The organism is Chryseobacterium sp. HNCC26DJ238 (assembly GCF_057180465.1).
In genome coordinates this window covers 53,146-66,138 of record NZ_JBXUGI010000006.1, presented here as the reverse complement: position 1 = coordinate 66,138, position 12,993 = coordinate 53,146, and the positions used below count along the sequence as shown (strand labels likewise).

At 36.7% G+C, this 12,993-nt stretch carries 10 protein-coding genes; 8 read left to right on the top strand and 2 right to left on the bottom strand.

Annotated features, from left to right (window positions below):
* The first annotated feature begins 138 nt into the window (after positions 1 to 138).
* The 8 genes from kduI (at position 139) to AC2A07_RS07335 (ending at position 11,066) form a co-directional block, all read left to right on the top strand.
* Positions 139 to 975 carry a 5-dehydro-4-deoxy-D-glucuronate isomerase gene (kduI, locus tag AC2A07_RS07370; protein ID WP_484049878.1) on the top strand — a complete coding sequence of 279 codons (837 nt, stop codon included), beginning with the start codon at positions 139 to 141 and terminating at the stop codon, positions 973 to 975.
* Positions 976 to 984: 9 nt separating this feature from the next.
* Complete coding sequence (locus tag AC2A07_RS07365; protein WP_314496937.1) at positions 985 to 1,767, top strand: gluconate 5-dehydrogenase; 783 nt, start codon at positions 985 to 987, stop codon at positions 1,765 to 1,767.
* An 18-nt stretch (positions 1,768 to 1,785) separates the two neighbouring features.
* Positions 1,786 to 3,183: a glucuronate isomerase gene (gene uxaC / locus AC2A07_RS07360; protein WP_484049877.1), complete on the top strand. Its 1,398-nt coding sequence runs from the start codon at positions 1,786 to 1,788 to the stop codon at positions 3,181 to 3,183.
* Positions 3,184 to 3,498: 315 nt separating this feature from the next.
* Positions 3,499 to 4,503, top strand: coding sequence for a sugar kinase (locus AC2A07_RS07355; RefSeq protein WP_484049876.1), 1,005 nt, complete (start codon positions 3,499 to 3,501; stop codon positions 4,501 to 4,503).
* Positions 4,504 to 4,990: 487 nt separating this feature from the next.
* Entirely contained in the window at positions 4,991 to 5,650 is a 660-nt protein-coding gene (locus AC2A07_RS07350; RefSeq protein WP_484049875.1) for a beta/alpha barrel domain-containing protein, read from the top strand.
* Positions 5,651 to 5,661: 11 nt separating this feature from the next.
* Positions 5,662 to 7,191: an MFS transporter gene (locus tag AC2A07_RS07345; RefSeq protein ID WP_484049874.1), complete on the top strand. Its 1,530-nt coding sequence runs from the start codon at positions 5,662 to 5,664 to the stop codon at positions 7,189 to 7,191.
* Between the two features lie 791 nt (positions 7,192 to 7,982).
* On the top strand, positions 7,983 to 9,446 hold the full coding sequence (locus tag AC2A07_RS07340; protein ID WP_484049873.1) for a tagaturonate reductase: 1,464 nt from the start codon (positions 7,983 to 7,985) through the stop codon (positions 9,444 to 9,446).
* Between the two features lie 6 nt (positions 9,447 to 9,452).
* Positions 9,453 to 11,066: a UxaA family hydrolase gene (locus AC2A07_RS07335; RefSeq protein WP_484049872.1), complete on the top strand. Its 1,614-nt coding sequence runs from the start codon at positions 9,453 to 9,455 to the stop codon at positions 11,064 to 11,066.
* Positions 11,067 to 11,251: 185 nt separating this feature from the next.
* Here the strand turns inward: AC2A07_RS07335 and AC2A07_RS07330 are convergent, their stop codons facing one another.
* The gene (locus AC2A07_RS07330) at positions 11,252 to 11,905 is read right to left on the bottom strand and encodes a hypothetical protein (RefSeq protein ID WP_484049871.1); all 654 of its coding nucleotides are present in this window, start codon (positions 11,903 to 11,905) and stop codon (positions 11,252 to 11,254) included.
* A gap of 53 nt (positions 11,906 to 11,958) precedes the next feature.
* Positions 11,959 to 12,942, bottom strand: a complete 984-nt coding sequence (locus AC2A07_RS07325) for a hypothetical protein (RefSeq protein ID WP_484049870.1) — start codon at positions 12,940 to 12,942, stop codon at positions 11,959 to 11,961.
* Positions 12,943 to 12,993 lie beyond the last annotated feature (51 nt).

The window sequence follows — 12,993 nt, the reverse complement described above, 5'->3', positions numbered from 1 at the left end:
TTTTTTGTTAACGGAATACATATAATCTATATATTTAACGACAAGTATTTCTGTGAAATTTCAGTGTAATTTAATGCAATCGATTACACAATGTTTAACAGGTTTTTAAAAACCGCAACTAAGTTTAAAATCTAGAGTATGACAAAATCAGAATTTCGATACGCCCATCATCCTGAAGATGTAAAAAAATATACAACTGAAGACTTGAGAAGGGAGTTTTTGATCAATGATTTATTTAGTGAAGATCAGATCAATGTAGTATATTCTATGTATGACAGAATGATTGTAGGAGGTGCAATGCCTGTAAAAAGCGCATTGAAACTTGAGCCTACTGATGATCTGAAAGCACAAAACTTCTTAGACAGAAGAGAATTGGGAATTATCAACGTGGGCGCTGCCGGAAAGGTAACCGTTGACGGAGAGGTTTTCGAGCTTGGAAACAAAGAAGCTTTATATATAGGAAAAGGGGCAAAAGATGTAGCTTTTGAAAATGGAAATGAAGGTCAGACTTTATTTTACTTCAATTCTGCGCCGGCTCACCACATTTTCCCTACAAAAAAAATCACTAAAAATGAAGCTGAAATCGTAGAATTAGGTGAGGCAAAATATGCCAACAGACGCACCATCAATAAACTGATTGTCAACAGCGTTTTGGAAACCTGCCAACTACAGATGGGAATGACCGAGTTGCATGAAGGAAGTGTCTGGAACACGATGCCTTCTCACACCCATACCCGCAGAATGGAAGCTTATTTTTATTTTGATCTTGAAGAAGGACAGGCGGTAAGTCATTTTCTTGGCCAGCCGGATGAAACCCGTCATATCTTTATGAAAAACAATGAAGCAGTATTGTCTCCGGAATGGTCTATTCACTCAGGAGTTGGTACATCCAACTATACTTTTATCTGGGGAATGGCAGGAGAAAATATGGATTATGGCGATATGGACGCTATTAAAACTAACGAACTAAAGTAATTTTTCTACATGAATTTATTCGATTTATCCGGAAAAGTAGCCGTTGTAACCGGCGGTACTCACGGATTAGGAATGGCAATGGCTGAAGGTCTTGCCTCTGCAGGTGCTGAACTGGCTATCACAAGTACAACTCCCTCAAAATTAGATGAAGCCTTAGACTATTATCACAGCAAAGGATATAGTGCTACAGGTTATTTATTTGATGTGACAGATGAACGTGAAGCGGCTCAGAAAGTATCATTAATGCTTGCAACCCATGGGAAAATAGATATCCTTGTCAATAATGCAGGAATCATTAAACGTGTACCGGCTTTAGAGATGGAAGTGGAAGACTTTAGAAAAGTAATCGATGTAGATCTTACCGGTCCATTTATCATGTCTCAATTGGTTGGGAAACACATGGTCAAAAGGAAGTCCGGTAAAATCATCAATATCTGCTCGATGATGAGTGAGCTTGGCCGCGATAATGTAGTAGCATATGCTTCTGCAAAAGGCGGTTTAAAAATGCTGACCAAAAATTTAGCAACAGAATGGGCAAAACATAATATTCAGGTGAACGGTATCGGTCCGGGATATTTTGCGACCACTCAGACAGAACCAATCAGAGTAGACGGTCATCCGTTTAACGATTTTATTATCAGCAGAACACCGGAAGGCAGATGGGGAAACCCGGAAGATCTTGCAGGGACGGCTATTTTCTTAGCTTCAGATGCAAGTAAATTTATCAACGGACACATCATTTATGTGGATGGAGGTATTTTGGCGACCATCGGGAAACCTGCTAATGAATAACACAAGAATTTTACAGAAATGAAATCTTTTATTACAGATCAATTTTTATTACAAAATAAATACGCGGAAGAATTATACTTCAATTTCGCAGAAAAACAGCCGATCATCGATTACCATAATCATTTGATTCCTAAAGATATCGCAGAAGATACGGTTTTCGACAATATTTCTAAAGTCTGGATTGCGGGCGATCATTATAAATGGCGTGCAATGCGTACGATGGGCGTAAATGAAAGGTTTATCACAGGTGATGCATCAGACAAAGAAAAATTCGAGGCTTGGGCAAAAACGGTTCCTTATACTCTAAGAAATCCTCTGTACCACTGGACGCATTTGGAATTGAAGCGTTATTTCGGGATTGATGAATTACTAAACGAAAAAAATGCATCAGATATTTACGATAACATTACAGCACAGCTTCAGACTCCCGAAAAGTCTACAAGAGGTTTGCTTAAAATGATGAATGTAGAATCTTTGTGTACGACTGAAGATCCGATTGATGTTTTAAACTTCCATCAGGATTTGGCGAAAAGCGATTTCAGCATTAAAGTAAGCACAGCTTTCCGTCCGGATAAAGCGATTTTGATTGAAAACCACAACTTCGCAGATTATATTTCTAAATTGGGCGAGTCGGCTGGACTTGAAATCAATTCATACCAGACTTTGTGTGATGCTCTCTTAAAAAGAGTAGAATATTTCCACGAAAACGGATGCAGACTTTGCGACCACGGACTGAACAATATTTCTTTCGAGGAAGCTTCAGAAGCTGAGGTAAATGCAATCTTCAACGATAAAATTTCAGGAAAAGTAATCGCTGAAAAGCAGGTGAATCAGTTCAAAACTGCCATTTTATTATTCTTAGGCGAAACGTATCACAAATTCGGATGGGTTCAGCAGTTCCACTTGGGAGCTTTGAGAAACAACAACGAAAGAATGCACAGAATTTTAGGTCCTGATACAGGATGGGATTCTATCGGTGACTTCGTTCAGGCTGAAACTTTGTCTAAATTATTAAACGCTTTAGACGGAAAAGATAAACTGACCAAAACAATTCTATATAACTTAAATCCTGCCGACAACGAAATTTTCGCAACAATGATCGGGAATTTTAATGACGGCAGTATCAAAGGAAAGGTACAGTTCGGTTCCGGATGGTGGTTTTTGGATCAGAAAGACGGAATGATCAAGCAGATGAATGCCCTTTCAAACATGGGATTGATCAGCTGTTTCGTTGGAATGCTGACAGATTCAAGAAGTTTCTTATCTTATCCGAGACACGAATACTTCAGAAGGGTATTGTGTAATCTCTTCGGTGAAGAAATGAAAAACGGCGAATTGCCGGATGATATGGAACTGATAGGAAAAACCATTTCAGATATCTGTTATCACAATGCTAAAAATTATTTCGATTTTTAAATTTAGAATTAAATAAAATCTCCCGCAGATTGATCAAATTTTGCAGATTTTAAAAAGATCAGCCAAATCTGCGAGAAATTATGAAATACTTTAAATCATTAAAAATTATTAACAAGTTAAGATTTGATTTAAGTTCAAAACAGTTTGTTTGTCATTCCGTAGGAATCTCAACAAGATAAAAATAATAGGGTGTAGATTCCTACGGAATGACAAAGTGACTGCTTAATTAATATTATGATTAAAAAAGTATTTTTTTTATTTAATGTATTGAACTTCAAAAACAGATATTCAAAAAATTAAGGTTATTAAAAACTTATGGGCAAAATACTTACTTTCGGTGAAGTAATCATGAGGCTTTCACCTCCCGGAAACAAAACGATGAAACAAAGCCACGAAATGGAATTCTTTTTCGGCGGAACTGAGCTCAACGTTGCTTCTTCATTGGCTACAATGGGTTGCAATGTGACACACATCAGCAATGTTTCTGACGATTTTGTGGGAGAATCTGCATTGTCTTTCATTAAAAGTTTTGGCATTAATACAACGTTCATCAATAAAAATGAACATCCTTTAGGACTCTATTTCCTTGAAGTAGGTTCGTCAGTTCGAGCAAGCAGAATTGCTTACAACAGACTGAACGGATCTTTTGCCAATATCAAACCGGAACAGGTAGACTGGAAAAAGGCTTTGGAAGGCTGCGAGTATTTCCACTGGACAGGCATCAGCCCCGGGATTTCTGAAGGAGCTTACGAAACGTTAAAAGAAGGTTTACTGACCGCCCGTGAGATGGGAATCGAAGTAACGACGGACCCTGCTTATCGTTCCAATCTTTGGAAGTATGGCAAAAGCGGTAACGAAGTTCTAAAAGAACTGGTTTCTTACTCAACAATTTTTATTGGTGGCGTGACTGAAATCAATGAAATTCTGGGAACACAGTTTTCTTCAGACCAACAGGGTTTTATGGAAGCTTGTGAAGAATTAAAGCAACAATGTCCATCAATTCATAAAATTTTTGACAAAATAAGAATCGGGGTTACGGCAAGTTCTCAACAAACGAAGGGAAGAGCTTTAATTAACGAAAACTATTTTGAAACTAAATTTTTAGAAATAGACAGCGTAGTCGACAGAATCGGAACGGGAGATGCCTTTGCCGCAGGTTTGATTTATGGACTGTTGAATTTCGATGACGAAAAAGCATTGAATTTTGCCAACGCAGCCTGTGCCATCAAACACACCATTTTAGGCGATATCAATTACTGCAGCGCAGAAGATATCCTTGAAGTAATGGCTGGAAACTCCGGAGGAAGAATCAAAAGGTAATTCTCGCTGTTAGCTCCTGGCAATTGGCTCAAGATGTTCTTCAAAATAAAAGAAGTCATCATATTTAAAGCACAATGGTCTTATATAAGCGAAGCGGCTCTGTGAAACTAAAAACAGTTAGTGAAAAAACCTTTGCGGACTCTGTGTTCAAAAAAGCATATAAAGCCCTAATGGGACGATTTATCAAAGATAGGATGAAATCTATCAAATAAATTTAGACAAATAAAAATTCAGTTTTCTTCTTTACCCCAACCCTAAAGGGTAGAAGAAAACTAAATTTAACAAGATCCCAACGGGACAGCATACCAAAGGATGGATAAAGCCCCATCAAATAGAATTTAAACAAATAAAAATTCAGTTTTCTTCTTTACCCCAACCCTAAAGGGTGGAAGAAAACATAATTTTAACAAAGTCCCAACGGGACAGCATACCAAAGGATGGATAAAAACCCATCAAAGATTATTTTAACAAAATAATTAAAACAAACATGACAAAAATTCAATTGGTTACAAACACCATCATCAATCAAGGGGCTTTACCTCTGTATTACAATGCTGATGAGACAGTAACTTTAGAAATATTGAGATCACTTTACAAAGCCGGAATCCGTGCGGTAGAATATACCAGTCGTGGAGAAGCCGCGTTGAGTAATTTCACAAAAATGGTAGAGGTTCGTAATGCAGAAATGCCTGAAATGCTTCTGGGAATAGGAACCATCAAAAATGCAGAACATGCCGAAGACTATTACAAAGTGGGTGCAGATTTCTTTATCAGTCCGGGTTTTGTGGCGGAAGTTGCAGCATTTTTAATTCCGAAAGATTTGTTGTACAGCCCGGGTTGTATGACTCCGACAGAAATTATCGCTGCTGAAACTGCAGGGGTGACTTTCATTAAATTATTTCCTGGAAACGCTTTGGGACCAGGATTTATGAGTGCCATCAAAGATGTGTTCCCGAATCTGAAATTTATGCCGACAGGTGGAGTTGATACCACGAAAGAAAGTATCGAAAGCTGGTTCAAAGCAGGTGTTTCTGCGGTGGGAATGGGAAGCAAACTTGTAAGCAAAGAATTGATGCTTGCGAAAGATTATGCAACAATTGAAAGTGAAACCAAAAAAGTGCTGGATATCATTCAGACTTTAAAATAAATAAATTGAGTATGAGTTCAGTTAAATCTCTTAAGCCGACGCAATACAGATGGACGATCTGTCTGCTGTTATTTCTCGCCACCACGATCAATTATCTGGATCGTCAGGTTTTATCTCTGACGTGGAAAGATTTTATAGCACCGGAATTTCACTGGAATAACAACGATTACGGAAACATCACTGCATTATTCTCTATATTTTATGCAGTGGGAATGCTTTTCGCAGGAAAATTTGTGGACTGGATGGATACCAAAAAAGGTTTCTTATGGGCCATCGGGGTTTGGTCTGTCGGTGCAGTTTTACACGCCTTCTGCGGAATTGCTACATCAGGAATTCTGACCGGAAACTGGGCAGCTGGTTTTCATGGTTCTAAAGAATTGATTGGAACTGTTTCCAATACATCGGCGATCATCAGTACAAGTGTAACTTTATTCATCTTCGCACGTTTCGTACTGGCAATTGGTGAGGCAGGAAATTTTCCGGCAGCAATTAAAACAACGGCAGAATATTTCCCTAAAAAAGACCGGGCGTTTTCTACCAGTATCTGGAATGCGGGAGCAACGGTTGGAGCTTTGGCTGCGCCGCTTACGATCCCTTTTATTGCCAAATCAATGGGCTGGGAATGGGCGTTTATCATCATTGGAGCTTTGGGATTTGTATGGATGGGACTTTGGGTATTTGTTTACAAAAAGCCACATGTACACAAGAGAGTTAACGAGCACGAACTAACGTATATCAATCAGGATCAGGATGATCTTCCGAATGAAGACACTTCAGTTCCGGAAAAAGTATTTACATTTAAAGAATGTTTCAGCTACAGACAGACCTGGGCTTTTGCCTTCGGAAAGTTTATGACAGACGGTGTCTGGTGGTTCTTTTTATTCTGGACTCCTGCTTATTTAAGTTCGGTGTATGGAATGGATTCCACACAAAGTGCATTGCCATTATTCGTACTGTATATGATTACTCTGCTTTCCATTATCGGAGGATGGCTTCCTAAATATTTTGTTGAGAAAAAAGGAATGAATGCCTACAACGGAAGAATGAAAGCGATGTTGATTTTCGCATTTTTCCCTTTATTGGCACTTTTAGCTCAACCTTTAGGAACGGCAACCTATTGGATTCCGGTTTTAATTATCGGTATTGCCGGAGCGGCTCACCAGGCGTGGTCAGCAAATATATTCTCGACAGTTGGAGATATGTTTCCTAAAAAAGCTATTGCTACCATCACCGGAATTGGCGGAATGGCAGGAGGAATCGGCTCGTTCATTATTAACAAATCTTCAGGAGTTTTATTTGATCACGCTCACAAAGCTTGGTCCACTGTAGATGGAGTTCCGTTATTGGAAAAATATCCTCAATATATAAACGATCGTTTGCCGGACGGTTTCTTTGAACAATTGGAAAAATCAGGAGCCGTAGTTTCAGACGGGATTGACAAAGGATACATGATCATTTTCTCTATCTGCGCAGTCGCTTACCTAATCGCATGGACGGTAATGAAAACATTGGTTCCTAAGTATAAAGTGATCAGTAAATAAATTAAGATTAAAAAAACTAAATTTTCAAAGCATTTTTCTTTACCCAGCCCTAAAGAGAGGAAAAATGCCTTGAAAATTTCATCAAAATTACACCCTTTAGGGCAGGGGAAAATAATTTTGATGAAATTTTATAAGAAAAAATAAACCTTGAAGGTTTGAAAAGAAATTTCAAAGCATTTTTCTTTACCCAGCGCTAAAGGGAGGAAAAATGCCTTGAAAAGTTCATCAAAATAATATCCTTTAGGGCAGGGGAAAATAATTTGATGAAATTTTGTAAGAAAAAATAAACCTTGAAGGTTTGAAAAGAAATTTCAAAGCATTTTTCTTTACCCCAACCCTAAAGGGAGGAAAAATGCCTTGAAAAGGTCATCAAAATTATATCCTTTAAGGCAGGGGAAAATAATTTGATGAAATTTTATAAGAAAAAATAAACCTTGAAGGTTTGAAAAGAAATTTCAAAGCATTTTTCTTTACCCCAATCCTAAAGGGAGGAAAAATGCCTTGAAAAGTTCATCAAAATTATATCCTTTAGGGCAGGGGGAAATAATTTTGATGAAATTTTATAAGAAAAAATAAACCTTGAAGGTTTGAAAAGTTAATCAAAATTAATTTACCCCGACCCCTAAAGGGAGTTAATTTTAATGAAATTTTAAGAGACCAAAATAAATAAGAAGCAAACCAGTTTTACAGAGCTTTTAGCTGAGTAAAACGCCTTTGCGAATTGAAAATATACAGCATAATGTCCAAAAAACCTTTGCGGACTTTGCGTTAAAAAAATCATCAACAGGAAGATGGAGAATCAGACAAAACAACAGTTAAACCGTCAAAACAGCGGTATCGATACAAAACTACCAATCAGAATAGTACAGTTTGGTGGAGGAAACTTCATGCGTGGATTTACGGATTATGTGATTGAAAAATTAAATAAAGAAGCAGATTTCAATGCAGGAATTGTCAACATTCAGCCTACACCAAACGGTTCTGTTCACAAACTTGAAGAACAGGGGAATCTCTACACATTGTTTTCAAGAGGAATCAAAAAAGGAGAAATCATCGATGAGAAATGCGTGATTTCAGCGATTCAGAAATCGGTTAATCCTTATGCAGATTACAATGGCTTTTTAGAGTTGGCTAAAGAAGAAGAACTTGAATTTGTTTTTTCAAATACAACCGAAACAGGAATTGCTTACGACGAAACCGAAAACTCGTACGAAGGTCCGCACAAAAATTTCCCTGCGAAAGTGGCGGTTTTACTTCATGAAAGATACAAGCATTTCAATGGGGCAGCTGATAAAGGTTTAAGAATTATTCCCTGCGAGCTGATTGAAGAAAATGCAATTGTCTTAAAAGGAATTATTTTAAAATATGCAAAGCTTTGGAATTTAGACGAAGGTTTTGCAGAATGGATTGAAAACAGCAATCACTTCCATAATACTTTGGTCGATAGAATCGTTCCGGGTTATCCGAAAGATGATGCTGCGACTTACGAAGACCAGTTGGATTATGAAGATCCGATGATGGTGGTTTCTGAAACATTCTTATTATGGGTGATTCAGGGAGACGAAGATTTAAAGCAGAGAATTCCTTTTGATAAAATCAACGAACAGATCTTGGTGGTGGATGATATTCAGCCATACCGTCTGAGAAAAGTTAGAATTCTGAATGGAGGTCATACGCTGATGTTGGCTCCTGCGATCTTAGCAGGAAAAGAAATCGTAAAAGAAGCGATTGATGACAAGTTTATCGGAACTTTTTTAAGTGATTCTATTTTTAATGAAGTCAATCAGACTTTAGGTTTAGATGAAACTGAATTGAAGGAATTTGCAGAAGAAGTTTTCGACAGATTCAGAAATCCTTTTATCAAGCATCATTTGGCGAGCATTGCATTATATTTTGTTTCTAAATTTAAAGTGAGAGTCGTTCCGAGTTTACTGACTTATGTTGAAAGAAATAATAAACTTCCGTTGAACTTAACGTTCTCTCTGGCAAGTTTAATCAGATTCTATCAGGGAAGTTTTGGTGAAAAATCTCTTCCTCTGAATGACGAAGAAGCCATCGTAAACAGATTCAGGGAAATCTGGAAAAACGAAGATTACGAAATAGTTTCAGAGCAGGCATTAAGCGAAAAACTGTTCTGGGATACCGATCTTACAAAGATTGAAGGCCTGAAAGCCGCAGTAGCAAAAGCATTGTACGAAATCGACCACAATGACATGGAAACTGCTTACAAAAATTTTATTCAATTTTATTCTTAAACGATCATGCAAAAGAAAGTACTGAAAGTAAATCCTAAAGACAACGTTATTGTAGCGTTGTTGGATTTACCTGCCGGAGAATCGGTGCAGCTGGATGGTACAGATTATACGATTCTTAAAGATATTAAAGCAAAACATAAATTCGCTGCCGTAGATTTTGAGGATGGCGACCATATCATCATGTATGGCGTAATCGTTGGAAAAGCCAACCAATCCATCAGACAGGGCGAAGTGATTACCACAGAAAACGTAAAGCACCAAAGTGCAAAAGTAGTCGGCAAAACCGAAACTTTAGGCTGGACTCCACCCAACGTAGACAAGTGGAAAGACCGTACGTTTATGGGCTACCACCGTGAAGACGGACAGGTAGGTACGGAAAACATCTGGCTGTTTTTCCCGTTGGTATTCTGCGAAAACAAGAATATCGAAACGCTGAAGGATATTTTTGAAAAAGAGCTGCTTCACGATAAAGCAAGCAAACATCAATTATTGCTGCGTTCTTTACTAAACGGCGGTGCAACTGTTGAAGTTGAAGAAGAACAACCGGATACAAGAGTATTTAAAAACATCGATGCAAGATTCATCACGCACCAAGGTGGGTGTGGCGGAATCCGTCAGGACGCTGAAGCGTTGGGAAGACTGTTTGCAGGATATGTCAACAACCCGAATGTGGCGGGAGCTACGGTGCTCAGTTTAGGCTGTCAGAATCTTCAGGTACAGATTTTTATGGATTCACTGCACGCGTTGGCTCCAAATAATAAAAAGCCGATTGTCGTTTACGAACAGCAAAAATCAGGAACTATCGATGAAATGCTGACCGGCGTTATCAAAGATTCATATGAAGGTATTAAAAAAGCCAACGAAATAGAAAGAAAACCTGCATCGATCACCAAACTGAACATTGGTTTGGAATGTGGTGGCTCAGACGGTTTCTCAGGAATTTCTGCCAACCCTGTTTTGGGTGAAGTTTCCGATATTATGGCGGCAGTAGGCGGAACAACCATGCTCGCCGAATTCCCCGAATTGTGTGGAGTAGAGCAGGAATTGGTCAACCGTTGCATCAACGATGAAGACGGAGTAAAATTCCTGAAACTGATGAAAGATTTTGAAGCCTCTGTGGTTGCGGCAGGATCAGGATTTGATATGAATCCGTCTCCCGGAAACATCAAAGACGGTTTAATTACAGACGCTATGAAATCTGCAGGAGCATCCAAAAAAGGCGGAGCAGCCCCAATCGTGGAAGTTCTTGATTTTACAGAATACGCCACAAAACCAGGTCTGAATCTGTTGTGTACTCCCGGAAATGATGCCGAATGTACAACGGCTTTAGTCGGTTCAGGTGCGACAGTGGTACTTTTCACTACAGGTCTTGGAACTCCGATGGGAAATCCTATTACGCCGGTTGTGAAGATTTCTTCCAACACGATTTTGGCGGAAAAAATGTCGGACATTATTGATTTCAACGCAGGTACCGTAATCAGCGGAGAAAAAACAATTCCCGAAGCAGCAGACGAACTTCTGGAACTCATCATCAACGTAGCCAGCGGCGAAGTAAAAACCAAGGCAGACGTTCTTAATCAGAATGATTTCATTCCATGGAGACGCGGTGTCTCTCTGTAATGGGTTAATTATATTAAATATTAGGGTTGAAAATGCTTCTTGCTTCGGTGGGGAGCATTTTCTTTTTTTGGTGTGTTTAAAGCTTATGCTTTTCACAATAAACACTACGTTGATATCAATAGAGATGGGCTTTAGCCCGTCTTTCTTGAAATATCAATAATGGCTTTAGCCAAAATTTAGATAATTTAAAGCTTTGACAGTAGTAAAATATTTCCTTCAGGATCTTGCCTAACTCTATATGTAATAATTTTTTGACCAGACGCTGTATATCCTTTAAGATAAACAGTAGACCTAATTTCTAATATATTTTTATCCTTTTTTATATCTAAGGTTTTTATTTTTTCAAAATCGTCTTTAGTCATTTTGTTATTTGTTGATATATCTTTCTTTAGGTTGTCAAGTTCTCTATTTAATCTTAAAAGCAAATTTTTTCTGCCTTCAATATTTGTATCAAAAACGATATTGTCGGAATATATAGCAACATAGTTTCCCATTTGTTTTTTATGTCCCCAATCAAATACATTTGATCCATAAAGTTTTATTTCCCTTCCATTTTTCACAACATTAATTTCATGTTGTTTTTTACTGATTTCATGTTGAATAATTCGATTAGTTTCTTTAAATTTAATTATGTTTTGAAATATAATAGCTTGTTGCTTATTTGTGTTTGTAATTGTATCCTTTGATATTCTTTTGATTGAGCTAATCTCAAAATCTTTATAATTATCAATCAAAATGAATTTGTTGAAATGTTTTTCAATTTTGTTATCAATGCTGCTAGTACAACTTACAACTACTAATAGACATAAAAGTATAAAAATATAAGAGATTTGTTTCATTTTATATTTGTTTTGTGACTGTCGAAATTATACATCAAACTAACGAGTGAAAATTATATGTGTGAATTATAAACTTCAAGTGCTGAGTTTATATTAACGGGCTTACTTTTTGAAATTAAAGTTATGTAGGCAGTTATTTCTTCTATTTGTTCATCAACAATTTTTCTGAATGAGTTTAATTTATTATCATAAATAGCCTCCAAACGATTTACTTCATCGAACATTGGTTCAAATAAATCTTCTTTTGTAATATATACCTCTAAATCAATTAAATTTATATCTGCAGTAATGTATCTTGCGATATTTGAAATTATATTTAAAATTCTTATATATGTGTGCGGATGTGTATTATCCTCAAAATACAAATCTTTTTTTGCGGAAGGAAATTGCAATAGATAAAACAATAAGTTAGAACAGAAAATTGCAGTGATGCCAATAATGCTTTCCTTAATCTTTGATTTTTCAAAAGACTTTACACAATATTCACCTATATGCCGAGCTATGTGAACTGCACTATATGCATCAGCGTCTAATTCTTTATAATGAGAATCTTTTATTTCTCCTTTTAGAATTTTTGATGTTTCTTCAGACATATTAATATCAGTGTGATTATTCTGTAGCAAATGTGCAAACTCGTGATAAAAAGTAAATAAGATTGTAAATTGGAAAATCAATCTTTCAATTTTAATATTTAAATATTCTTCGGTATTTTTGAATACGGTATTAAATTCTATCAGAGTTTCGTTTTCTAGTATTTCATTAATCAAATTCAAAATCAAACCGCGATTAAAAACAATAATGTTGTAATGGTCACTTTTAATAGCGCAAGCATTTAAAGAATCGTAATTACTAAAAAAAAATAAAGGATTTTTAATTTTATATTTTTGTGATTGTGAAGAAAAACTTAATGAAAGATAATCAAATACGTATTGAAATTCATCGTATTGGTCATAATGCCTATAATCGCAGATATTTATTTTGCTCTTTAAAATTTCATTGGTTAAAATTTCTATCTGTGTAAAATATTGGTCTTTCATGAATTTATGTATAAAACAAATGTAATATTTAAACAAACATAGACAAAGAGA